Below are 25,529 nucleotides of genomic sequence, written 5' to 3'. Positions count from 1 at the left end.
AAATTCGCAGACGTGTTCTCCAGTAACAACCATCGCACGGCACTGCCGCGTTTTGGATGCGCCTTTCGCGTGTCCCCGATGCGCTTCCGCTCGGTAGATTTGAGCTATCCCGTTCCGACATAACTCTCTACAAATCCCGGTTTTCAAAGCGGTTTCAACGATTGGGGACCCAGGGGGCATGGCGGGAAGAGAGAAAGCAATGTTTGATGGTGCGGGTCCAAAGTCCGTCGTTCTGCGCGACCTGAAGGATGCAACGACCGACGTCTTCCCTTCCTGCAAACCGCTGGATATCCCGGCATTTCATCCGGCTCCGGGGCTTTCAAACGCCCACGTCCAAACCTGGGCTGGCACCCTGTTTCCGGGGAAGTCGCAGCTCACCGGAACCACGCAAAGAAAACTTCGGCTGCCGGACGACGATTTCCTCGTGCTGCATGATGACCGCCCGACAATCTGGGAACGCGGCGACCATGTTGTGCTGATGCTGCATGGACTTTGCGGCAGCCATAACAGCGGATACATGGCTCGCACGGCCGCGAAACTGCATCAGCGGGGCGTACGGGTCTTCCGCATGGATCATCGCGGTTGCGGAGCGGGCGCAGGACTCGCGAGGTCGCCTTATCACGCAGGGCGAACGGAAGACCTGGACAGCGCGATCCGAATGGTTGAAAGACTGTGCCCTTCTTCTCCCATTTCAATCGTTGGTTATTCGATCAGTGGTAATCTCGTACTTCGCTACCTCGGGCAGTATGCGGGACAAACACCCTTCAGTCTGTTTCGTGCAGTCGCAGTGTGCCCTCCGGTTGACTTGTCCCACTGCGTCCAGTCGCTCGGTCAGTCGAAGTTCGGGATGCGTTATCATTGGTATTTTACTCGCCAGCTGCTCTCACATGTGGCTGAAAGTCCGCTGTGGCGAAATGATCTACCGCTGGCGACCATGAAGTCTCTTCCACGAACTCTGCATGAGTTCGATGATGCCTATACGGCACCGGCCTCAGGCTACGAATCCGCGCAGCATTACTACGAAGCAGCATCTGCGATCGGAGTCATCCCGGATATTCGTGTTCATACCAGCATACTGGCTTCGCAGGACGACCCGATGGTTCGCACCTCAGCATTACAGCGAAGTCCACTGCCACCCAATGTTCGGTTGTATGTGACGCAACACGGCGGACATCTCGGTTTTATCGGGCGCCGAGGAGTGGATCCTGATCGGCGCTGGATGGACTGGAGAGTAATCGACTGGCTGCTTCAGTAGATCACCTCGACACCGCATACAAGATCTGGTGCTGCAAGACAAACTTAACCGCAAAATGGCGATTTCGTTTGTAGTTGCAAATGATCTTGACTAATCTCCCGCCCGTTCGGAAGAGAGCAATGGAATTGAGCTCTTCCGGATACGCTTGATCCGGGGTTGTCTGAATCAATTCGACGAATGCTTTTGATCGTCGACGGACCAAAGGAGTTGGTCTCGTAACAGAAAGGAATCTGTCTTCGGCTTCGTTGTGGCACTTGCTTCATGCGGCTTTTCGTTTGCGGGCCGCGCCATAACTCAATTGTCAATCACTCGGCTGAATTCGGCACCCACATCACATTTTGGACTGCACTGCAGTCGCAACGGCTCACCTGGGAGGGAACCTGTTTCATGAGCACTTCAAAACCTGTTATTGGTATCACTGGCGATTTTCGACCTGAGCGCTACGACGGAGCGGCACTCAGCTGGTTCAACACCGGCTATTACGACAGCGTCATTGCCGCTGGGGGCCTGCCAATTCTCCTGCCACCGTTCGAGGACGAAAAAGACCTCGAAGCCATCATGAAAAAACTCGACGGAATCGTCCTCTGCGGATGCAACCTCGATCTGGATCCAACCCGTATCAAGATGCATCCCCACCCGGCAGTCAAGGTGATGCCAAAGCGACGTGAGGATTTTGACCGACGTCTGACTGAGATGGCGATTGCGAGACGTCTCCCCATTCTGGCAATTGGCTCCGGCATGCAGCTTGTGAATGTCCTTTGTGGCGGGACTTTGTTTCAGCATATTCCAGAGGATCTTCCGAAAGCCCTGCACCATCGTGACCCTGTGGAAAAGAACCTGCGGCACGTTCTGGAAGTTGTGCCCGGCACTCGAGTTGACGCCATCTACGGTCCGGGAGAGGTTCGAGTCAACAGCAACCACCACATGTCGGTAAAGCAGCTCGCAAACCGCTTCCGAGTTTCCGCAACCTGTCCGGACGGCGTTGTCGAAGCCTATGAATCCATTGAAGATGACTGGTTCTGCCTTGGTGTTCAGTGGCACCCGGAAAGCACGAATGCATCCGCTCTGGATCTGCAGATTTTTGAAGCGTTCGTCGATGCTTCCATGAAAGTGGCAGAACAGGAACTGGAAACACGGGACATTATTCCGATGTCAACCGCCGTTCACCGAGCCGCCTGACCAACAAGTCGTACCCGGCTTTTGCCGCAACTGATCATCGCGAAAGGCTCAGCATATTTGTATGCTGAGCCTTTCTGCATTTGACGCGGCTCTGCGGAAACCTGCCACGAATCATTTATCGTCAGAAGCAGACGAAGTAAGGGCTACGAAAGGCATGAACTCGAAGACAAATCAGTCGCCGTCCAACTGCGGAAGCCCGGAGCACACGATCCATCGGCGATTGTTTCTGGAAGGCACTCTGGCTGGCGCTGCAACAGTCGGAAGCTTCAGCGGATTATTCTCTGTACCTGCGATCGCAGACGAAGCCAGACGCCATTCAAAAAAATGCATCCTGCTCTGGCTCTGCGGGGCTCCCAGCCAGTTCGAAACCTGGGACCCTAAACCTGGAACTCCAACGGGAGGACCTTTTGGTGCCATCGAAACGAGTCTGCCCGGTTTGAGGATTTCTCAACTGATGCCGCGCTGTGCGACCATCATGGACAAGCTCGCAGTCGTTCGATCGATGTCCACTGAGCCAGGCGAGCATTTTCAGGGTATTGACGTACTGACAAGAGGCGATAAGCCCAGACCACCATTTACTCGACCCATTCTGGGTTCTGTTGTCGCACAGCAATTGGGGCACCTTGACAGTCCGGTTCCTCAGTTCGTATTGCTGGACCCCTGTCCTGAGGGTAACGAATTCAAAGCATTCAAAGCCGGCAACTGGGCCGGATGGATCGGAGCCGAATATGGTCCGGTAAGAGCTGGCGGTGAGTATTCCATTCCGGATATTCTGAAGCCGGACAGTATTAGCGATGCCGATTTTGCCGACAGAGAAGCATTACGACGGTTTCTCAGCCGCAAGTATGAAAATGATCGCCGAAGCGCAGCAGCCGCTTCCTACAACGCTGCGTTCGAACGCGTGAAGGGGCTGATGAGTTGCGCACCGTTGTTCGATCTGGATTCTTTGCCGACAGAAGATCGCAGACGCTATGGTCCAGGCGCATTCGCCCAACATGCCCTTCAGGCACGGCACCTGATCGAGAATGGTTCAACCTTCGTCATGGTTGCCAATGGTATGCCGTGGGACAATCATGTTTTCCAGCACGAGATGCATCAGATGCTGGTACCTGAACTGGACAACATCTTGTTTCAGCTGATCACAGACCTTAACGATCGAGGCATGCTGGAAGACACGCTCGTCATTGCGATGGGAGAATTTGGTCGAACACCATGGCTGAACGAAGCACGCGGGCGTGACCATTACGCAAAGGCATGGAGCCTTGTGATGGCTGGAGCTGGTATCCGGGGGGGCGTCGTCCATGGAGCAACCGACGAACTGGGTTTTGAGGTGACTGACGGACGAATGGACAATCGACAACTGTTCGCAACAATCTTCGCATCGCTGGGGCTCGATCCTGGTGCTGAGTACGACCTGGGAAATGACCTGCCGACTTTTCACCATGTCGAAGGAAAAACCTCTCCCATCTCCTCTCTGTTGTTGTAAGACCCGTTGTTGTAAGCCCTGTTGTTGTAAGACCCGTTGTTGTAAGCCCTGTTGTTGTAAGCCCTGTTGTTGTAAGCCCTGTTGTTGTAAGCCCTGTTGTTGTAAGCCCTGTTGTCGCCGGACCAGGTATCTGCAACCGGATGACCTGGATTGCGATGGTCCGCTTGATCGAATCCCCGGCGGAGTGGAAGTGAACACATCGCAATCAAACGCGACGAAACGCTCCGCTATCGTCCAGAAGGAGATGCCGACTGGCAGGTCGAAGCCTCCCATGAAATCTTCCGATGGAAGGTCTTACGCCGCCGCTTCGTCGTTGTTCTTTCGCGTCAAGAGCGACACCACAACCAGCGTCAGAAAGCCCAGCGGAATAGTCACCATGCCCGGCTGACTGAAGGGAACCAGGGCGTCAGAGGCATCCAATCCATAAACTTTCGAATACGTGTCGCCACTCAGAAGAATCCAGCCCAGCGAACTTACCATTCCGACGATAATTGCTGAGATCACGCCTTGCCTGGTAACGCCTTTCCAGAACAGGATCATCACCAGCGATGGCAAATTTGCTGAGGCAGCCACGCTGAATGCCCAACCGACCAGGAAGCTGACGTTCATGCTCTTAAACACGATACCCAGCACAATCGCAATGGCGCCAACAAAGACAGACGAGATCTTTGCTACTCGCACTTTTTCATCATCATTCATCTGAACGCCGAATCCGCTGCTCAGTAAATCGTGGGTAACTGCTCCGGCAGACGCCAGGATCAGTCCGCTCACGGTTCCAAGCACAGTGGTGAACGCGATTGCCGAGATAGCCGCGAATAGCCAGGTGTTCATGCTCTTTGCAAGCAGTGGCGCTGCCATGTTGCTGCTGGTTACATCCAGCGCCCCACTGGTCATTGCACCGAGTCCCAGGTAGAGCGTGAGCACATAGAAGAACCCGATACTCGCGATTCCGACAATGGTACTCTTGCGCGCACTGCTTTCATCCTTCACGGTGTAGTACCGAATCAGGATATGTGGCAATGATGCCGTCCCGCAGAAGAGTGCAAGCATCAGCGACAGAAAGTTCATGCGGTCCATCAGCTTATCGCTTCGGATCCCTTTGAACGTGGGATGCTCGCCTGGCCTGAGAATCTGCGAACCAGCGGTCGGCTTTTGGTAATAGACCGAGGTCTTTGTACCGTCTGCCTCCGTAATTTTCTCTTCCCGCCAAAGAACGACTTCGCTCTCCTGCAGAGTGCTGAAAAAAGACAATAGCCCGAGCGGACCAGTTTCAGTCCTGCCTCCCGGCAATTTGCTGACCCAACCAATCGGGTGCAATTCGTTCTCGCCCTTCTTTACCCCTTTTGGTTCGCCATTTACCAGAACAGAACCTGCAGAATCTGTACTGACAGTCTGTGTCTCGGTTAACGTGGCAGTCGATGCACGATCATCGGATGTCACATGCCAAACTGAAATTCGTCCGTCTTCTCTTTGCCTGAGTCGGACAAATCGGTCTTCAACATCAGTCCAGCCACCGTCGGCGGGTATGACTTCGTATTTCCCGTCGATCACCGACCCGGCGGACAAATCTGAGATGGCCACTGACAGAGGCTGAAACGTGTAACCATCATTGCCGCCGTCTTCGACATGAAGCCCGCGACCAAGAATCATCCAGGTGAGTAAAGCGCTGAAGAAAACAAGCAGGGAGCCTTTCAGAAACTGCACCCATGTTGTCGACACCATCCCAGCCGTCACAACGATCAGGATCACCACGGTACCGACGATGACAACGCCTGCTTCGTGTGGCAGATTCAACAGAGGCTGAACGAGAACGCCAGCCCCGACCATTTGCGGGATCAGATAGAAGATGCTGACGGCAAGAGTACTGATTCCGGCTGCGAGCTTGATTCCGCGCGAGTTGAATTTTGCGTCAAGCGCATCAGCAAAGGTGAATTTACCAAGCCGCTTCATAGGCTCAGCAACCACAAACAAAGCGACAATCCAGCCTGCAAGATATCCGATGGAATAGAGGAAACCGTCGTAACCGTAAAAAGCGATCATTCCACAAATCCCCAGGAATGACGCTGCAGACAGGTAATCTCCGGCAAAGGCTATCCCATTGACGAACCAGGGGATCTGACCATGGGCTGCAAAATACCCGGCCGAAGATTTTGCCTTCCGCCCCAGCCAGAAACTCAGCCCCAGCGTAAATCCTACGAAGAGACTGAAAAACACGACTGCAGACCAGGATGTTTCGTAGATCACGATTTCAGCTCCTGTTCAACAGAATCCACCGATGAGGAGCCTGAGGTCGCGGAATTGTGGGAGGGCAATGATGACGGTCGGTGCAGTGGGTTTCTGCAAAGTGCGCCATAAACCAGAGACATGACGAACGCACCAATGATCAGGGCAAACCCGTAAAGGATGGCAATGTTGAGCCCGGCGAAAGGCGTTGATTCCATCATGTCCGCGGCGAACGCATTCAGAAATACGAATCCGCCGTAGAGCACCAGGTAGATGGTGAACAGAATAATGCCCATCCTTGCATTGTGATTCTGAATCCTGCGGACTTCTCCATCGTCCGTTTGAGCCTCATTGTCTGATTGCATTTTCACTCTCGCCGGAAAGATCAACTCTGCTCAGGAAATCGCAGTTGGGAAAGAAAGCGGTTGAAGCCAGTTGAGCCCGACAGCATATCTGGTGAAGAAAGGATTCCAAAACAACTGACCGTCCCATTCTAAAATGACGGCAACTCATTCAGACCCAGGCTATTGAGGTAAGACGAGTGAGGAATCCGGTGAGGCCGGGCTACCGAGAGCCCTGAAGATGAGTACGGCCAGCAGTGCCCCAAGAATTGGCCCAACAACCGGAATCCATGAATAGCTCCAGTTGCTGTCCCGCTTACCGGGGATGGGCAGGATGGCGTGCATGATGCGAGGACCAAGGTCGCGAGCAGGGTTGATGGCGTATCCGGTGGTACCTCCCAGCGAAAGTCCAATACCAAGAACAGTCAGCCCCACCGGCAATGCATGCAGCGCAGATGGATTCTGTGGATCGACTTTGTAGAGAACAACCAGAATCAGAACGGCTGTTCCGGACACTTCGCTGAGAAGGTTGCTGAAAAGATTCGGAATGGCGGGGGAGTTGCAGAAGGCCGAGATCTTCGCATCAGGATCTGTCGTTGCTTCGAAGTGCTGGCGATATTGAAGCCAGACGAGCGTCGTTCCAACGGCTGCTCCGGCAAACTGTGCTCCGATATAGGTCGCAACAATGCCCCAATCGAGCTTTCCGGCCGCTGCCAGTCCAACGGTAACTGCAGGATTCAGGTGAGCACCACTGAACTGGCCTGCAATCATCACTCCCACAAAGACGGCGATTGCCCAACCCCAGGTGATCACAATTAGTCCCGAGTTATTACCCTTGGTCTTGTTCAGGACAACATTGGCGACCACGCCATTTCCCAGCAGCAGAAGCACGGCGGTACCGAGGAATTCGGCAGCAAAGACGGACATAGATGACTCCGGCAATCAACCTTGTGAATCAGTTCAGGGCGGCACAGCCCGAAAAACGGGGGTATCCTAGCGGTCGTCCGGCACGAACAAAAACCAGAAACGACTGTGTACAGGTCTCTGAATGGTCAGTAGGTCGCGGAAAAAACGATCGATCGGGCGATTTGACACACATTTTCGGCGAATTGACAACGTAGAAGGAGTCACTCTTGCTGAACCATGGGTTTCGTTACACTGTCAACACCGCTGCCAGCCGACGATCCGTGTGCGTTCGGTTGCGGCGAAGAGAGTGAAAAAAGTTGCGTGCGCGAGGAAATCGATGTCGAAGAAAGTTTATATCGCGGGGCGGATGGTTCCTGCGGAAGAAGCGACGATCAGTGTTTTTGACCATGGTCTGCTGTATGGCAACGGAGTCTTCGAAGGCATCCGTGTGTACAACAGCCGCGTCTTTCTGATGAAGGAGCACATCGACCGACTCTACGAAAGCGCACTGGCGATTCGGCTTGAGATCCCAATCACCCCGGCTGAGATGACGAAAGCCGTCGAGGACACCGTCCGGGCGAATGAAATCGTCGATGGCTATGTCCGCCTCATTGTCACGCGCGGGGCTGGTAAACTTGGGCTGGACATTCGCCATACGAGTCATCCTCAGATCATCATTATCGCGGATACGATCACCTTGTATCCACGGGAGCTGTACGAGAACGGGCTGAAGCTCATTACCGCCAGCACGATCCGAAATCATGCCGGGGCGCTCAGCCCACGGATCAAATCGCTGAACTACCTGAATAACATCATGGCGAAGATCGAAGGTACGGACGCAGGAACCGTCGAGGCTCTGATGCTGAATCACAACGGAGAAGTCGCCGAATGCACTGGCGACAACATCTTCATCGTGAAGAATGGCATGCTGAAAACTCCCCCCGCGACAGCGGGCATTCTGGAAGGCATTACCCGAAACGCTGTTATGCAACTGGGTCGCGAAGCTGGTCTGAATGTTTGCGAATGTTCGATGGTACGTCATGACATCTACACCGCCGAAGAATGCTTCCTGACCGGAACGGCGGCCGAAGTCATACCCGTGATCAGCCTTGATGGCAGGCAAATCGGGACCGGGACGCCTGGCCCTGTCACCAAAGATTTGCTGGCCCGTTTCCAGAAACTCACTCGAGGCCAGAGTCTCTGATTCAATGGCGACGGGATCACAGCAACAGACGTTTCTGTTCCCGTTGTCATTTTCTGTAAAGCATGCAGCTCAATCGCCTGATGAAAGTCCACTGAAAGTTCCGACATGCCACGGTCTCGAGACCTCTTCGACGACACAACGATGAGCTTTGGTGAGCACCTTGAAGTGCTGCGAGTTCATGTCTGGCGGGCACTGGTGGGAGCAGCCATTGCGATCGCCGTCAGCCTCTTCTACGGCGATCGCGTTTTCTCTGTCCTTCGGGCACCGATTGAAGAAGTTCTGATTTCGAGAGGAATTCAAGGGATCGAAAATGATGCCCCCACGGAAGACCTCTGGACCTACATGAAAAGATGGTGGAATGGAGAATCTGATCCTGAAGAGAAAGCCCCGGAACCTGCGTCGATGGATTCGCTGAAACCCGACGAACTTCGTGTGACGATTAGTCGTGCCGAACTGGAACGTCAGGGGCTTTTCTCTAAACCGGGGCAAGCGCAGGACACTCCAACCTCTACAGGCGAGGAAACCTCAGCACAGAATCAGAATTCATCTGTCAGCATCGTGATTGCAGCACCGGAATTTGCCCAGTTGCAGCGGGTTGTTCGCGACATGAATCGAGTGACAACGCTGAAGGCAGAAGAAGGTTTTATTACGTATATCAAGGTCTGCACAATTGCCGGACTCCTGATTTCGTCGCCGTGGATTTTCTATCAAATCTGGCTTTTCGTCGCTGCCGGCCTCCATCCGCACGAACGAAAATACATTTACGTCTACCTTCCCTTAAGCCTGTTCCTTTTTGTTGCTGGTGCACTTGCAGGCTTCTATTACGCATTCCCCCTGATGCTGAAGTTTTTCGTAGCCTTCAACGAGTGGCTGAACATCGTCCTGCAACCGCGACTGAGCGAATACATCAGCCTCGCACTTGTGATGCCTCTGATGTTCGGCATCAGCTTTCAGTTGCCGATGGGGATGCTGTTTCTGGAGAGAATCAATATCTTTACCGTTGATGCGTATAAGAAGAACATCCGAATGGCCGTCCTGGTCATCTCTATCCTGTCAATGCTGTTGACTCCGGCGGACCCGGGATCCATGCTGCTGATGATGGTTCCGCTGATTTTTCTCTACTATTTCGGCATTTTGCTGTGCGGGATGCGAGTGAAGACGCCACCTGCTCCGATTCGCTAGTCAATCCGGCGGTAGCTTGTTTTAGTCCGAAAGACTTGTGCGAATTCCTGGAAGGCTTAAGTCCATGAAGACACTGGCATTGAATCGAAGTCAGCACTTCAAGGTCCCAACCGCCATTCTGGGAGCTTCGCTTTCGTCGGATAGCAAACTGCTGGCTGCAGCCTGCATGGATGGCATTTATCTGGCAGATCTGTCGACCGGGACACACGAACAGATCGGACGTCACAGCAGCTATGTGAGTTCAGTCGCCTTCCTGCCCTGCCAGTCTACCGTCGTGTCTGGTGGCTATGATGGAATGTTGCAGTGGATCCATGTGGCAGAAAAACAGATGCTGCGGCAGGTCAGGCTTCACGAATTCTGGTCGTGGGATATGAAACTTTCGCCGGATGGATCACTGGCCGCTTCTGCGACCGGGCAGTATCTGGCAGGCGGTTACAAGTATGAGCCTCAGGCGGAGAAGGAACCGTCGATCCGGATCGTGAATACAGAGTCCGGTGAAATCGTACAAAGCCTTTCCCATACGCCATCGGTGCAGTCCGTTGCCTTCAGTCCTGATGGGGAATTTGTGGCCGCAGGAAATCTGATGGGCGAAGTCCGCGTCTGGAGTTGTCGTACAGGCGAACAAAAGTGTGAATTCAAAACACCCGACTTCACCAGCTGGGGAATCATCAAGAGCCACTGTTATCTGGGTGGAATCTTTGCACTTCATTTCACACCTGACGGGAAACAATTACTGCTGGCCGGTATGGGGCCAATGAAAGACCCAATGGCAGGCAACGGCAGACAGCTTTGGCAAAAATGGTCGTGGTGCGACAGCGAACCAGTAATGGTCGATGAAACACACGCCGGTGAATCTGGCGAAGGTCTGATGGAAACACTCGCCATTCATCCGACCGGAGAATACTTCGTGATGGCCGGTCGGCTTCGCGGGGGTGACTGGAATGCCGCCCTCTTTGACCTTAAGAGTGGGCACAAGCTGACCAGCCTGAAAACCGGTTATCGAATTACTCAGGCGCTGTTTACTTCGGATGGTTCGCAACTGGTTCTTGCGGGAACTCAGGGACAACCCGGCAAGATGGAATCGGGCGTGTTTCCGAACTTTGGGCGGGTGGAAGTTTACGATGTTACAGCCGAAGAGAAAACTTCAGGTGAGCAGAAAGAGGCTGGCAGCGAGTAACAGTACGCCGCCACTCCGGCTCTTGCAGGTACTGATATAGATCTCGCTGCCAGCACATTGTCTGGATAGCCGGGCGCGTTTGAATGGTGAGCCAATATCAGGTTCTTGAGCCGAACTCTGCTTATTTCTGCCCAGGAAGCGGGGATCACTCGGCCCCGACGGGCAAAAGACACGGTGCAATTATCAGACTCGGTGCGATGGTGAGCCTGCCGGACGACAATCGGTGGAGTTTGAGTCTATCCGTCGAGCGATAAAGTCAGATACGACTCAGCGCCAGCGGCAATGAAAGGTAGAGCGCTTCTTCTCGGACGTTTCCCCCAGCATCAAAAACATTGTTTCTAATGCCGGTTGTCTCTTCCTGGGAAGAAGCGGCTCCATAGCGTATCGGCTGTCCATTTGACCTGACGACTATCACGCCCTGTAACCGGGGTGAACGCAGTCATTGTCAAATGAACAGCCTGTTGGGAGAGCCTTCATGCAATCTTTTGCTCTGCATGAAGCACTACCACAAAAAAACCAGGGTGCCGCTTCAATGAGGAGCGTCTAGAATGAGGGAGCCCCGGACCTAAACGCCAGGATGAAAAAGTCATCGCGTTTTTTTTCTCGCTGCCAGGCAGGAATTAAGTATTAACCCCCGGGCAGCAGACGTGCCTGCGATCATCGTTGGGGGTGCGTGCTGCAGGATTGTCGAACTATCCTGTCTTTTGTTTGTCCCGATCTCAGGTCGATGAAATGTTACCCCCAACCGAAGATTCCAAAGCGAAGACTCAAGAGAGTCCACACAATCCACATCGTGGTGGAGTCATCCATTCGTACCAACAGTACGATCCGGGGCAATATCCGTCGCCCACCCAGCCAGCCCCGGACCTGGTATCGCCAGCGTTCGAGCATATGCTGGCATACGGATCAATGCGGGAGTTCTCGGAAGAAGAACTTGCCAACGCCATTCGCCTGGATCCTGGCCAGTTTGCAGGTCTGGGGCCTAGCCTCGACGCATTAATTGCCATGCTGAAGGAACGTCGCGAAAAAATCCTCGCCACATGGGAAACGGATTCTGTCCAAAAGAAAGCCGACAAACAATTTTCTCGCATCGCTCAGAATGCACGCCCTGGTTCGAAACTGGCCAAATCGTACTGGCAAGCAGTCAAGGATGAACAAATTTATCAACTGGAGGCCATCTGGTATCGAGCGGAACGCTCCGACTCAAAATTTGCGTCTCAGGTTCTGAGCGTCATGGAGTCTTTGGGCGAGAAGTACCAGATCGACTACCTCGCCTCAAACTGGGAATTTAAAGGCCGGAAGGGGCTCTCAATTCCTGAAGCACTGGAGATTCTGGATGAGCTGAAAAAGATCGAAGAATTGCTCAAACAACTGGAAGATGCCAAAGAGAATGCTCAGCTTGCTGTTATCGACCTGGAAGACCTTGGCGAGTTCGCCGATCCCGAAGCGATAGCCAACATCAGTAAGTATCAGGAAATGATCCAGCAATACCTGAAAGAGATCATGGAAGGTCAGGGGCTGTCACAACAGAAAGGTCAAATACAGCTTGCGCCCAAAGCTTATAAGCTGTTCCAGGGTAAGTTGCTCGATCGCATCTTCAGCGGACTTCAGGCATCGCGCACCGGGCGACATCAGGGCCCCATTGAAGGTGACGGCGCGGTCGAACTCCAGCGTACGCGACCTTATGAATTCGGTGACTCTGTGACATCCATGGACATTCCATCGACAATGATCAATGCGATGCTGCGGCAGGGAAAAGAACGTCCCCTGCGACTGCATTCCGACGATATTGAAATTCATCGCACACGAAACACACCTCGCTGCGCGACAATGGTGCTCATGGATATGAGCGGCTCTATGCGATACGACGGCCAATACGTGAATGTCAAACGGATGGCCCTGGCGCTGAACGGTTTGATCACAAGTGAGTACCCGGGAGACTTTCTCCGGTTCGTGGAAGTAGCAACATTCGCGAAGCTTGTCCCACAGGGTGAACTGCTTTCATTGATGCCAAAGATCCCGACTATCACAAATCCGGTCGTGCGTCTTCGTGCGGACATGAGCCGGGAGGAAATGAGCGAAATTCATATTCCTCCGCATTTCACGAACATTCAGCATGCCCTGCAGATGGCAAGGCAATCACTGGCAACACAGGACACGCCCAACCGTCAAATTGTACTCATCACAGACGGACTACCCACGGCTCACTTCGAAGGCAGCCAGCTTTACATGCTCTATCCGCCTGATCCCCAAACAGAGATTGCAACGATGCGCGAGGGTCAACTGTGCAGGAAAGAAGGCATTACGATTAACATGTTTCTTCTACCGAGCTGGTCTCAGTCTCATGAAGACGTTCAGTTTGCCCATCGGCTGGCAGAGAGCACCGGGGGACGTGTGTTCTTTACCGCAGGTCGCGATCTCGATCGCTACGTTGTCTGGGACTACGTGAACCAGAGAAGAGAGATTATCAGCTGAAGTCATTCGCGGACAGCACGTCGCCGACGGATGCATGCTAACTGTCCGTTGAAAACCGGACAGGCACGCAGGACGACTGGAAACCGTTGTGTTTTACCTTCTCCTGCTTGAGCCAGTCCCGTTTTTCAACAGGCTGCTATCGATGTCGACTGACAGCAAGCGAATGTGGGGGTTTGTAATTGGGATTGAATGATGGGTGTTGACACGTTTTCGTGATCTGCGAAATTGCCTGCCATGAATCCCTTTCTGCTGATGACCCTCGTTTTCTCCCTTGGCTTCCCTGTCGGGTTAGTTCCAGCGGGAGGCAGTGCGTCAGCTTCGAAAGACCAACTGCCTTTCGAGGAAAAGGAAGAGGTTGGCGGTGATGCCCTGGAGATCTTGCAGTCGCTGAACGATATTGCAATTCTCGACGGTGACGCAGTCTCTCTGGCGCACGACCAGATGGCAGATCGCGTCATCACCTACCCCCGCACCATCGGAACGCCTGTTGGTCTGATCTCGCATTTTTGCCGTCCACCTCCCGGAAGATGAACAACGGTACGGTTGAAGCCTTAACAGCCTGCTGAGAAACGGGACTGGCTCGAGCTGGAGACCTGAAAACACGACGGTTTTCAGCCGTCCAGCGTGCCTGTCCGGATTTTCCTACGGACAGCTGGACTTGCGGCTGTGGTCGCCCCGAAATGATATCGACCACCGGGCCGTCGCCAGACCGAAGAGGTTGCTCCGGGTACCAATCCGAAGACGCTGGAGGCACTTGTGGCATTGCCTCGTATTCCCACGGCGTATCAGATGTCCCTTCTCGTCCGCTCTGCCCCGTTATCGACAAACACGCTTTGAACAAAGATCCGGTCTATTGCATGCCAGGCATGGCTGAAGGTGATGCGGTCATGCATCGCAGAATCGGGCGGTTTCAGCATCATCCACAATCGGGAGGTATGAACATTGATCAAACGATTGGCTACAGGTTTCCAGGGATCGTTTGCTGCTGTCCTTCTGGCGACCAGCATTCTCATCCCTCAAACCCCGGCGCCGATTCGTGAATCCATCGGCAGGATCTTGCAGTCACAAGCCACACAGTTCCGAATGGAAAGTCCTGCCGCAACGTACCGGGACGCCAACAGGTACTCTGGTTACTCCGTCGGGGAGAGTTTTGAGATCGCGGAGGGTGGATCGCTGACAATCGATTTGGCCTGCCCGGACAAACTTTCACCACTCGCGCTGATTTGTGGCCACGAATCGAGCAGTGTGAACAATCTATATGAGTCCACTTGTAACTTTAACGCGTGTATTGGCGGTCAATGGAGGCCGAACGCCCGGTGGTTCTCACGGGTAGCAAATGACCACCACGTCCGCAAACAGTCAACCAGGCAGGGCCGGCCTGTTAGTGAGAACGCTCACCCTGTCAGCCGGATCCGTGACGAATGTACCGACAGCCGAACCTGGCATGATCCGGACCTCCCCTGGATACGAGTTTGTCTACCCACAGTTTTTGATCAGGCTCAGGGGGTGATCGATGAGGCTCAAGGGCGATCTGCGTTCGAACACGAGCATCGGCTTGCCTCCGTGCCGCCTTCAATCGGCAAATTCGGGCCCATTGCAAGCAAGGAAAGTCGATTTGAAGATTTTTCACAGGCAGATCCTGAACACAACGATTTGGTGAATAACACCTGCTTACTCCGTCACCAACGGCGGACTTCAGAGCTGTTTCCTGATTGCCGGGTCTTCATAGACTGCTACGCTTCAAAACGGCACGCGAAGAATTCATCGATTCCGGAACGACTATTGCAACCTGTGATCCGCATATGTGCCTGAATCAACCTGGGATATGACTTTTCCATGGTCGACGGCGAAATTTATGATTGTGGCAACAAACGGCCCCTGACAGGCCATTGAAAAACGATACGAAAGGCAGCCCGAAGCGTTAGCGAGGGATATTCTCACAGACCTTCCAGGGCTGGCAATCCCTCGCTGACGCATCGGGTTCTTTTCTTGAAGGGGCTACTGAGCCTGATGTGACTTTCCGGGGTGTTGTCAGGGCGTCCATTGGTCCTGATACCGGTTTTACGGTACGAATGGTGGAGACGAATTATCTGATGCAATTGCTGTTTGCTGTGAATTCAACACCCGGAGATTTTGATGGCATCATCGAGAGCAGCTCCACGATCGCACACCTCGTCGTTGGTAACCGAGGGCGACTTGCTGGCCCGCGGCTCGAACCGAATCGGATGCCAAATAAAGAAGTCAGGCAGAAGAATGGAAACCTACGGATTTCAGCCGGGCTCTGGTTGAATCGTCTCAGCAGTGTGGTTCCGGAGTCCACCTGGCGTTTGCGTCAGTTCATCCTAAAGATCGTACGAAATGACTATCGACCGATTGTTTGAGCTTTTTGGTATCTGCGTTGTCGTCAGCCCGGCTCTTCTTCTGCTTGTCTTTGGACTCACGTCACTTGCCGGACGGCCACTTGGCGAGCGCGCCTTGGCGAAGTTTACCGAAGCCGCCGTCGTGTTGGGATTGATCTCCGCAATCAGTGTCCTCGTGTTGATGCTGGCATTCAATCGGCGACACGTGCCAATCGAGATGGGCAACTGGGTTGTAATCCCGCAACAGCACTTTCACTTTCATCTGAAGTTTGTCTTTGACCGTCTTTCGGTTCCCTTCGCCATACTGTCGTACGTTTTGTGTGGCACGATTGGTGCGTTCGCGAGCCGCTATCTGCACCGCGAACCTGGCTTTCACCGTTTCTTCTTCTGCTACTCAATTTTCCTGCTCGGCATGGTGATCTCCACTCTGTCCGGAACGATAGAAACGCTCTTCTTCGGATGGGAACTCGTTGGATTATCGTCAGCGTTACTGGTTGCATTCTTCCACGAACGTCCGAATCCAGTCCGCAACGGACTACGCGTCTGGGCTGTTTATCGCATCGCGGACGCAGCATTCCTGCTGGCCGCGTTATCACTTCACAACCTGACGGGAGCCGGCGATTTTGATGGACTGATGGGCACCGGCCCCTGGCCGGAAGGTCAGGCAACAATCACCCAGAGTAATGCCCTGCTGGTCGGGTTACTGCTTCTGTGCGCCGCCGCAGGAAAATCGGCCCTGGTTCCATTCTCGGGATGGCTGCCACGTGCGATGGAAGGTCCGACGCCGTCCAGTGCAGTTTTCTATGGATCGCTCTCCGTACATCTGGGGGCATTCCTGCTGCTTCGTGTCAGTCCCGTTTTGGAAGTTTCACCACTTCTCAGTCGAATTGTTATCGCGGTTGGAATTGCCTCTGCCATCTTCGGAGCAATTACCGCCCGCGTCCAGACGGATATCAAGAGCGCTCTTGCATTCGCATCTTTGACCCAGGTGGGGATCATCGTCGCGGAGATTGGTTTTGGCCTGAGGTACATCGCGCTGATTCACATTATCGGTCATGCCTGCCTGCGCACACTTCAATTGCTGCGAGCTCCCTCACTGCTGCACGACTATCACACGATCGAAAACGCAATTGGTTCACATCTGCCCCGTAGTCGTTCTTTCTGGGAACGGCTATTGCGTCCACGAACCCGGCATTGGTTCTATCGTTTTGCAATGGAACGCGGTTACCTGGATGCTCTGCTTGATGAATACATCGTGAAGCCGTTTGTAACCGCATTTCGATGGTGCAACCGCGCCGAACAGAGATGGACCACTTTCCTTTCCGGTCGCGAACCCTCGGCACCAGGCAGACTCCGGCAGTTAAAGAACTCCGCCAGTCCACCCATATGTGAGTCCGATCAGCCCGCACTGCCTCCGACAGAACGTCCCTCTGCCATCGCATCTGCAACTCAAAACGAAAATCAGGAGGCCTAGCGATGCAGGAACTTCATTTGCCGTGGCTTGAGTTATCCGTCCTTGTTCCGCTGATCGGGGCAATTTGCCTTCACTTCGTAAAGAATAACGATAGTTGCTATCGATTAGCCGTCATCTGCTGCTCGATCACGCTTTTCTTTACCGCCGGAGAATGGATCGACTTCTGGTTCCTCCAGACATTTGAGGCACACGATCACTGGAATCTTCTCCACGGCATTCTCGGGCCGGATGTGTTTGTCGTTGACGAACTCAACGCACCATTGCTCCCGTTGACGGCCGTGCTCTATCTCGTCACCGTACTTTCGACATTGCGAACCAAAGTCAATCGATTTTCGTTCTCAGCAACGCTGTTGTCTGAAGCTATGGTGCTGATCATGCTCAGCAGCCGCGAACCTGCAGCCATCATTCTGCTCAGCGCTTTGACGATCATTCCTCCATGGCTGGAGATTCGAGCCCGAGGTTATTGCACCCGCGTTTTCTCTATTCACATGGGTGTCTTTCTGGCGCTTCTGTTGCCAGGTTGGCTGCTCCTGCCGTCCAATGCAATTGGACATCCGGAACAAGCCCAGACAACAGCCACATATATTGCGGGCGGCATGTTGACAGCCGCTGCACTTATGCGGAGCGGAGTCGTCCCGGTCCATTGCTGGATGACGGATCTCTTCGAAAAAGCCACCATGGGAACAGCTCTGTTATTTGTGACGCCGATGACCGGTGCATATATCGTTATGCGTATTGTGCTTCCCGTGGCCCCACTTTGGGCATTACAGAGTATTGCAATTATCTCTCTGGTAACTTCGGTGTATGCAGCAGGAATGGCCATCGTACAGACAGATGCCCGGCGATTCTTCTGCTACTTATTCCTCAGCCACTCGTCGCTTGTGCTTGTTGGTCTTGAATTGTTGACTCCAATTGGCCTGACAGGTGCCTTATGCGTCTGGATTTCCGCGGGACTGGCCATGGGCGGCTTTGGTCTGACGGTGCGCTGTGTTGAAGCGCGAATTGGTCGATTCACACTGACGCAGTTTCGAGGACTCTATGAACACATGCCGACTCTGGCGGCCTTGTTTCTGGTGACGGGACTCGCCGCGATTGGCTTTCCGGGCACGATTGGATTCATTGGTACGGAACTGCTGATCGAAGGCGCCGTCAAGGTTTACCCTTTGATAGGGACAGCAGTCGTTGTTGCAGCAGCGATTAACAGCATCGCAGTGATGAAGGCCTATTTTAAGATCTTTACAGGCACTCGCTACACCGTGTCAGTATCTCTTCGTGTTCGGCCGGCCGAACGTATTGCAGTTTTGCTTCTCACCATTCTGGTGCTGGGTGGCGGGCTGTTTCCGCAGCCTGGCGTCGCTTCGCGATATCATGCCGCGGTCGAACTCCTCCTGCATCGCGACCCGGATTCGGAAGCCAGGATTTATCACGACGACCTGCATAGCGTTCATGAGCCCGCAGCAGATTCTCACAGCCACGAATAACCATTCCTTTACGGATTCACAGCAGCATCGCAATTTCGCGATTTTTCTGTCATTCACCCAGCCGAAGAGCTATCTCCCAAATGCCAAACTCATCAACTCCGGTCCCGCGCGGAAACGCAGAAGGATTTGTGACCTACATCAAGAACGACATAGTGTCGGGCTTTCTGGTGTTTCTGATCGCACTTCCTCTATGCCTTGGAATTTCCATTGCCTCGGGGTTTCCTCCGGTTGCTGGCATCTTCACAGCGATTGTCGGGGCCATCGTTACGACATTTATCAGTAACAGCGAACTGACAATCAAGGGCCCGGCTGCAGGGCTGATTGTCATCATACTCGGCTGCGTCGAGGCTTTCGGTGGCAACGGTATGGCGGAAGGCTGGAGTGAAATTGATGCCACCGCTTATCGATCAGCATTGGCTGTGGGAGTAGCAGCCGCCGTGTTACAGATTCTGTTTGGGGTGTTTCGTGCAGGTATCCTGGGCGAGTTTTTCCCAACGGCTGCGGTTCACGGGATGCTGGCGGCCATTGGTGCCATCATCATGATCAAGCAGTTCCCCGTCGCACTGGGCGTATCCGCTTCCGGATCTCCGTTCAAGATGCTGGCCCATTTTGGTCAGTATATTCAGGAAGCCAATCCGGCAATTGCAATGATCGGGCTCGTGGGGCTCGCGATTATGTTTCTCTGGCCGTCCGTCCGAAAAAACGTGAAGTTTCTCAAACCAATTCCCGCACCGGTGGTGGTACTTCTCGTCACAATCCCGATGGGAATCGCCTTTGATCTTCTGCACGAACATTCGTATACGTTTATGGGCAATTCCTATGATCTCAGCGAACAATACCTGGTCAAAATGCCGGACCAGGTATTCAAGAGTATTACGACACCCGATTTCACAGCATTAACAAGACCAGTGGCGTGGAAGTGGGTCCTGATGTTCTTCATTATCGGATCCCTCGAATCGCTGCTCAGCGCGAAGGCGGTCGATCTTCTTGACCCGTATAAACGCAAGTCCAATATGGATCGGGACATCATTGCGGTCGGGGTCGCCAACCTGGGTGCTGCCTTTGTCGGTGGGCTCCCGATGATCTCAGAAATCGTCCGCAGTAAGGCCAATATCGATAACGGAGCGAAGACACGTTTTGCGGATATGTGGCACGGCATGTTCCTGCTGGTGTGCGTTGCGCTGTTTCCGGCATACCTGCACCGAATTCCGATGGCAGCACTGGCGGCTATGCTGGTCTACACAGGTTCTCGGCTCGCACACCCAACCGAATTCATACACGTCTATCGCATTGGAAAAGAGCAGCTGGCAATTTTTGTGACAACAATGATTGTCGTCCTGGCCACCGACCTGTTGATTGGCGTGGCCGCCGGCATCATTCTCAAGATGATTCTGCACGTGGTGAATGGCGTACCCCTGAAATCACTTTTCAAGCCATTTATTGAAGTTCAGGAAGTCGATGAAACGACCAGCATGATCGTAGCCAGCGAATCTGCGGTCTTCAGTAACTGGATACCGTTCAAACGTCAGATTGAAGACATTGGGCTGGTACAAAAACGAAATCTGATCGTAGACATTTCGAATACAACACTGGTTGATCACAGCGTGATGGAGAAACTGGAAGAAGTACGAGATGACTTTGAACAGGAAGGCCTGAAGTTTGAAATTCGGGGACTGGATACTCTGCAGCCCGTTTCATCCAATTTCCTGGCGACACGGCGTCGCGGGCTTGCATCCGTGCGCCGTCTGACCATTGTCGCTGATGCATCTCTGGAAGACACCCTGGAAGCCGGGATCGTCAATTGTGGCGCATCGGGTTACAACACAATCCCGTGTCAGGGCGCGGGGCGACATGATCTCGAACGCGGTCATGACACGAAGTCTGCGTGTGTACGAATAGAGGTCGTTGCGACGCATCGTGTGGCAGATGCAATTCTTGTCTGGCTTCAAAACGAGATCCTTGCGACACACAACGTCACCGCTTGTATTGAAACTGTCGACGTCGTGCGTGCCACAGATTTTGCCGCAAAGTCAGAAGTACTGGCGTCGCATTAACAGAAGTCGTGTTTCATCAGGAACGGCAGTTTGCTCCGCAAGGTGATCCTGACTGCAGCTGTCATAGTCCTGTCCGGCCGCAGTTGGTTGCTTATCGCCCAATCAACTCTGCAACATCCAGAGCAAAGTAGGTCAGGACGCCATCAGCCCCGGCTCGCTTGAAACACTGCAGGCTTTCCAACATGGCCGACTCGCGATTCAGCCAGCCGTTGGCGGCAGCGCCAGCAATCATCGAGTACTCGCCACTGACCTGATAAGCAAATGTCGGTATCCCGAATGTAGACTTTACACGCTGCACAATATCCAGATAGGGCATTCCGGGTTTTACCATCACCATGTCTGCACCTTCGCCGATATCCAGCGCGACCTCTCGCATCGCTTCGTCGGTATTCGCCGGATCCATCTGGTAGGTTCGCTTGTCGCCGGTTCCAAGATTCTTCGCAGAACCGACGGCGTCTCGAAATGGCCCGTAGAATGCGGATGCATATTTCGCGGAATACGACATGATCTGGACGTGGAAGAATCCTGCTTCATCAAGAGCGGAACGGATTGCAGCAACGCGACCATCCATCATGTCGGAGGGTGCAATGATGTCGCAGCCTGCCTGAGCCTGAACGACCGATTGCCGGCAAAGAACCTCGAGTGTTTCATCATTGACGACGTAGTCATTGCGAACAAGCCCGTCCTGACCATGCGTGGTGTAGGGGTCGAGAGCCACGTCAGCAATCAGTCCAATTTCAATGCCCGCATTTCGAACGGCTCTCATCGCAGAGCAAATCAGGTTTTGAGGGTTGGTCGCCTCATCGCCATCAAACGATTTTCTCCCGGCAGGAGTCACCGGAAAGATGGCAATTGCAGGGATGCCGAGATCTGCCGCACGTGCAACCTGCTCAACGAACCGATCGATCGTGTAACGCTCCACACCGGGCATCGACGCCACTGGCTCCGATCGATTATCTCCTTCGATAATAAATGTTGGCCAGATCAAATCGCTGACCTGTAAAGAGGTTTCCCGGACCAACCGCCGAGACCATTCGGTTCTGCGATTCCTTCGCATACGAATACCCGGAAACTGTCCACCCTGAGTGCCGTCGGCCATTGCCAACTCTCCAACCTTCACTGGTTTCAAACTGAAAGTAACAAACGACAACGAGCCCTTTCGAGAAGGGCTCATTACGGTCGTGTCTGACTTTCGGCAGCATATGCGATTGCTGCTTACGAAACCAACAGAATGCCGAACATCAGTATCGGCGTGGATTCCAGTAGAAGAAGTAATTCAGTCCGCTGCCAGCCTGATTGTAGCGGTAAGGGGCAGTAGCGACTGGAGGCGCCGGACGCGGAGGTCGGTAATTGGTGTGTTTGACGATCGTTTGATGACGGCCAATGCCAGTGAGAATCTCCATGGTCGCATCGTGTCGATACGAAGGGTTGGCATTGTATTCCGCACGATTGAATGGGATTGACCTGAAGATTCGTTTGTAATCGGCAGGATCAACAATGGGACTTCCGGACACAACTTCGCCCGGATTGACGGACGCTGGTGCAACGGGAGTCATCATGGGGACTGGCATCTGGTTGACGGCCGGTGAAATATCAATCGACCAGTTTTCTGTAACCGGAATCTCTTCAGCGAATGCTGGCACGCTGAAAGTGACGATGGCAATGGCCGTCAGGAATCGTCGAGGGGAAAAGTCAGGCATGGCGTAAATCCTCATTGAGAGTAAGAAACGTTCAACGCTTCTGAGGATGAAAACCGGGCCGACCAGAGTCAATTGCAGAGATGTCAAAGACAAAGTTTTGAATTTGCCGGTATGGTATAGATTTACTGTTCCGGTTTTTCCGGTTTGTAGCCGACATACACCGTCGCAATACCGCCCGTGAGCGGCACGAAACTAGCCCGTTCGAGACCAGCCTCTTCCATCAAGTCGGTTAACTGAGACCCTGATGGAAACTCAGATACAGATTGCGGCAGATATTCGTAAGCCGCCTGACGATTCCGCACGAGCAATTGACCGAGTCGCGGAAGTATGTTTCTGAAGTACCACTGGTAGATGCGACTCAGCAGCTTGTTGTTCGGCAGCGAGAACTCGAGCACAAGCACCTTTCCACCGGGTTCGCAAACGCGAGTCATCTCCTTGAGTCCACCGATCGTGCTGGAGACGTTCCGAAGTCCAAAGGCAACAGACACGGCCTGAAACGTGTCGTCTGAGAAAGGCAGCGCCAGTGTATCGGCTTCCATGAAGACGACGTTCCGTTGCTGCCGTTTTTTCTCAGCCAGTTGAAGCATTCCGTGTGTGAAATCCGTACCGAGCACTGGTGCTCCGCCGTCGATTTTCTTCCGGAATGCAAATGCCAGATCTCCCGTTCCCGTACAAACATCCAGTAACGGACTCTGGTTAAACGGACCAGCCAAACGCACAGTTCGCCAGCGCCAGTAGATGTCGGTGCCACCGGACAGGAAATGATTCATGAAGTCATAGCGACCTGCAATTTCGCTGAACATCTGGCGAATTCGCGCGCTGGACTTGTCGACTGGCATGGCACTCTTCATTTGTTAACGGAAACAGACCTGCGGGTATTTTACCCGTTGTGCATTCCAGGTGTTAACGTACGAGAGGTCTCCATCATGTTCGTTCCTGGAATCCGCGACAGGATCGACGAACCGGAAATCATCCTGAAGCGACGGTCCGAACGTCTGGACGCCTCACCAATGAACTGACTAGACTTCCGCGTGAGTCATCGATTGTCTCACCCCGCAGTCTTCGTGATTCCCCGTAGTTCACATCTGAATGAAACGATGTCCGCAAGCGAACAACAACCAATTCTTCCGGAATCTTCCTGCGGAGGCTCTTCATCCGTACCGGTGTTCAACTGCATAGTCATCCTGAGACGTGATCCCGGCGGACGCCTTCACGGTCGAGTGGCTAACCTGCCGAATATAGAAGCGGAAGGCACCGTCGAACGCGACGTGCTGTTTTCCATCACGCGACAGTTTCGCTCTGCTATTGATAGCTGGATCAAGAGTGAACAGGCAATCCCATGGCTTGAGCCCACAGCAAAGGCCGGTCCAGGGGAATTTGAGCGATTTATCCCAATTCACCTTTAGCCGCATGGATGGCAACCCACGCGGCGATTCTCAGGAGAGTCTATTATGTCGGTTCAGGGAAGTCATTCAGTGAGCCGCCAGAAGATTGTGAAGACTCGCATCATCGCCACGGTCGGCCCCGCCTGTGAATCGGTCGATATCCTGCGTCAACTGGTAGCGTCAGGTGTTGATATCTTTCGACTGAACTTCGCTCATGGCCAATACGAATGGTTAAGTGAACTGGTCAGGAAGATCAGACAGGTCTCGCTTGAACTGTCGTGTCCGATCGGGATCCTTGGTGATCTTTCAGGCCCCAAAATCCGGCTTGGAGAAATTCCCGGGGGCGAAGTTCACTGCCAAGAAGGTGCGACCTTTTCGTTTGTGCGTGGCGACATTTCGTCAGAACCAGACCAGCTGACATGCACATACGAACCGCTCATCGATGACGTCGCCCCTGGTGACCGAATTCTGCTTGCAGATGGCACAGTGGCGATGGTGGTCATTGAAAAGTCTGCAGACGCAGGCCACATCCGGTGCATCGTTACACAAAGCGGAAAAATCAGAAGTCGGCAGGGCGTGAATCTGCCGGGCGTCGCACTCAGCACTCCCAGTGTGACTGAAAAAGATCGAGCTGACCTGGAATGGGCGTTACAGCATCACCTGGATTTCATTGGCTTGAGCTTCGTGCGGCAGTCAGAAGACATCAAACTTCTCCATCAGCTGATTGCGGCACACAAACCAACTGTCACACCGCTGATTGTCGCAAAGATTGAAAAGACAGAGGCAATCGATGACCTGGATAATATTCTACACGCCACTGACGCCGTGATGGTCGCCCGAGGCGATCTGGGGGTGGAAGCGGAAATTAGTCGGGTCCCCGTGTTGCAGAAACATATTATCCGCAGATGCAATCACTTTCGAATTCCGGTAATCACCGCGACGCAGATGCTCGACAGCATGCAGACCAATGACCTGCCTACGCGAGCGGAAGTCACGGACGTTGCTAATGCTGTGATTGACGGCACAGATGCTGTCATGTTGTCCGGCGAAACGGCCATTGGCCTGCATCCGGTGCAATGCGTCCGAATGATGGACAGGATTGCTTCGGAAGCCGAGCCACTGGTTCCTGTCATGGACCTTCCGGATTTTGCCGGCGAAGAAGCACGACGAGCGCGGCCCATCACCGAAGCGGTAACCCGAGGCGCAATTGCTGCCGCAGAATACCTGAAAGCAGATCTCATTGTTGTTGCGACTGTCACTGGAAGAACGGCTCTCGCACTTTCCCGTCATCGCGGTGGGGTCCCTATTCTGGCAGTGACAGATCATGAAGCAATTGCTCGTCGAATGTGCCTCTACTGGGGTGTCACTCCTATCCTCAATACCGAAGTCAATCAATCGGCTGACGCTTTGCTACAACTTGTCAAAGACTGGGGCCATCATAATGGCGTACTGAAGAGCGGCAGCAAGATTGTCACCGTCGGTCACACCAACTGGCTGGGCGAATCGCACGACCTGATGATGGTCCACGTGATGCCATAGGTTTCTTGATGCCTCACGAGTCAACCTGAGGCCACAGCCAGCGCAAAGAAAAACACGGCACACAGTTTTCCTTGACGGGGATTGCTGTGTGCCGTGCTTTCCGAAACA

Annotated in this window: 20 protein-coding genes; 14 read left to right on the top strand and 6 right to left on the bottom strand. The window is 53.5% G+C overall.

From position 1 onward, the window contains the following. Positions 1-199 precede the first annotated feature (199 nt). From R3C20_17725 to R3C20_17715, 3 genes are all read left to right on the top strand, one after another. Entirely contained in the window at positions 200-1,255 is a 1,056-nt protein-coding gene (locus R3C20_17725; GenBank protein MEZ6042347.1) for an alpha/beta fold hydrolase, read from the top strand. A 387-nt stretch (positions 1,256-1,642) separates the two neighbouring features. Further along, entirely contained in the window at positions 1,643-2,434 is a 792-nt protein-coding gene (locus R3C20_17720) for a gamma-glutamyl-gamma-aminobutyrate hydrolase family protein (protein MEZ6042346.1), read from the top strand. A gap of 154 nt (positions 2,435-2,588) precedes the next feature. Then, a complete protein-coding gene (locus R3C20_17715) occupies positions 2,589-3,920 on the top strand; it encodes a DUF1501 domain-containing protein (GenBank protein ID MEZ6042345.1) in 1,332 nt (443 codons plus the stop codon). A 294-nt stretch (positions 3,921-4,214) separates the two neighbouring features. Here R3C20_17715 and R3C20_17710 read toward each other — a convergent pair whose 3' ends face one another. The 3 genes from R3C20_17710 to R3C20_17700 all read right to left on the bottom strand — a co-directional run bounded on the left by R3C20_17710 (position 4,215) and on the right by R3C20_17700 (position 7,411). Then, positions 4,215-6,164: a cation acetate symporter gene (locus tag R3C20_17710; protein MEZ6042344.1), complete on the bottom strand. Its 1,950-nt coding sequence runs from the start codon at positions 6,162-6,164 to the stop codon at positions 4,215-4,217. After that, positions 6,161-6,508, bottom strand: a complete 348-nt coding sequence (locus tag R3C20_17705) for a DUF485 domain-containing protein (protein ID MEZ6042343.1) — start codon at positions 6,506-6,508, stop codon at positions 6,161-6,163. The genes R3C20_17710 and R3C20_17705 overlap by 4 nt, the downstream gene beginning before the upstream one ends. Before the next feature lie 159 nt (positions 6,509-6,667). Beyond that, the gene (locus R3C20_17700) at positions 6,668-7,411 is read right to left on the bottom strand and encodes an MIP/aquaporin family protein (protein ID MEZ6042342.1); all 744 of its coding nucleotides are present in this window, start codon (positions 7,409-7,411) and stop codon (positions 6,668-6,670) included. A 316-nt stretch (positions 7,412-7,727) separates the two neighbouring features. Between R3C20_17700 and ilvE the strand changes: the two genes are divergently transcribed. The 9 genes from ilvE (at position 7,728) to R3C20_17655 (ending at position 20,797) form a co-directional block, all read left to right on the top strand. Further along, a complete protein-coding gene (ilvE, locus tag R3C20_17695) occupies positions 7,728-8,594 on the top strand; it encodes a branched-chain-amino-acid transaminase (GenBank protein MEZ6042341.1) in 867 nt (288 codons plus the stop codon). A 105-nt stretch (positions 8,595-8,699) separates the two neighbouring features. Then, a complete protein-coding gene (gene tatC, locus R3C20_17690; GenBank protein MEZ6042340.1) occupies positions 8,700-9,776 on the top strand; it encodes a twin-arginine translocase subunit TatC in 1,077 nt (358 codons plus the stop codon). A 64-nt stretch (positions 9,777-9,840) separates the two neighbouring features. Next, positions 9,841-10,953, top strand: coding sequence for a hypothetical protein (locus R3C20_17685; GenBank protein ID MEZ6042339.1), 1,113 nt, complete (start codon positions 9,841-9,843; stop codon positions 10,951-10,953). A 732-nt stretch (positions 10,954-11,685) separates the two neighbouring features. Continuing rightward, positions 11,686-13,428 carry a VWA domain-containing protein gene (locus R3C20_17680; GenBank protein ID MEZ6042338.1) on the top strand — a complete coding sequence of 581 codons (1,743 nt, stop codon included), beginning with the start codon at positions 11,686-11,688 and terminating at the stop codon, positions 13,426-13,428. A gap of 234 nt (positions 13,429-13,662) precedes the next feature. Further along, positions 13,663-13,959 (top strand): hypothetical protein, encoded by a 297-nt coding sequence (locus R3C20_17675; protein MEZ6042337.1) that lies wholly within the window; start codon positions 13,663-13,665, stop codon positions 13,957-13,959. Positions 13,960-15,500: 1,541 nt separating this feature from the next. Continuing rightward, positions 15,501-15,809: a hypothetical protein gene (locus R3C20_17670; protein MEZ6042336.1), complete on the top strand. Its 309-nt coding sequence runs from the start codon at positions 15,501-15,503 to the stop codon at positions 15,807-15,809. Then, entirely contained in the window at positions 15,787-17,262 is a 1,476-nt protein-coding gene (locus tag R3C20_17665) for a proton-conducting transporter membrane subunit (GenBank protein MEZ6042335.1), read from the top strand. Before R3C20_17670 ends, R3C20_17665 begins: the two co-directional genes overlap by 23 nt. Positions 17,263-17,264: 2 nt before the next feature. Beyond that, positions 17,265-18,743 carry a proton-conducting transporter membrane subunit gene (locus R3C20_17660; protein ID MEZ6042334.1) on the top strand — a complete coding sequence of 493 codons (1,479 nt, stop codon included), beginning with the start codon at positions 17,265-17,267 and terminating at the stop codon, positions 18,741-18,743. Positions 18,744-18,823: 80 nt separating this feature from the next. Continuing rightward, a complete protein-coding gene (locus tag R3C20_17655) occupies positions 18,824-20,797 on the top strand; it encodes a SulP family inorganic anion transporter (GenBank protein ID MEZ6042333.1) in 1,974 nt (657 codons plus the stop codon). 91 nt (positions 20,798-20,888) lie between these two features. Here the strand turns inward: R3C20_17655 and hemB are convergent, their stop codons facing one another. From hemB to ubiE, 3 genes are all read right to left on the bottom strand, one after another. Then, entirely contained in the window at positions 20,889-21,896 is a 1,008-nt protein-coding gene (hemB, locus tag R3C20_17650) for a porphobilinogen synthase (GenBank protein ID MEZ6042332.1), read from the bottom strand. A gap of 142 nt (positions 21,897-22,038) precedes the next feature. Beyond that, complete coding sequence (locus tag R3C20_17645; GenBank protein MEZ6042331.1) at positions 22,039-22,497, bottom strand: hypothetical protein; 459 nt, start codon at positions 22,495-22,497, stop codon at positions 22,039-22,041. A 122-nt stretch (positions 22,498-22,619) separates the two neighbouring features. Then, positions 22,620-23,336 (bottom strand): bifunctional demethylmenaquinone methyltransferase/2-methoxy-6-polyprenyl-1,4-benzoquinol methylase UbiE, encoded by a 717-nt coding sequence (ubiE, locus tag R3C20_17640; GenBank protein ID MEZ6042330.1) that lies wholly within the window; start codon positions 23,334-23,336, stop codon positions 22,620-22,622. A 258-nt stretch (positions 23,337-23,594) separates the two neighbouring features. On the opposite strand from ubiE, the gene R3C20_17635 reads away from it, so the two are divergent. Both R3C20_17635 and pyk read left to right on the top strand, forming a co-directional pair. Beyond that, positions 23,595-23,903, top strand: coding sequence for a hypothetical protein (locus R3C20_17635; GenBank protein MEZ6042329.1), 309 nt, complete (start codon positions 23,595-23,597; stop codon positions 23,901-23,903). 45 nt (positions 23,904-23,948) lie between these two features. Then, the gene (pyk, locus tag R3C20_17630; GenBank protein MEZ6042328.1) at positions 23,949-25,421 is read left to right on the top strand and encodes a pyruvate kinase; all 1,473 of its coding nucleotides are present in this window, start codon (positions 23,949-23,951) and stop codon (positions 25,419-25,421) included. Positions 25,422-25,529: the final 108 nt, after the last annotated feature.

Source organism: Planctomycetaceae bacterium, from assembly GCA_041398825.1.
Lineage (GTDB): Bacteria > Planctomycetota > Planctomycetia > Planctomycetales > Planctomycetaceae > F1-80-MAGs062.
Note: the sequence above shows the minus strand (reverse complement) of the source record. Positions and strands in the feature narration are given on the sequence as shown.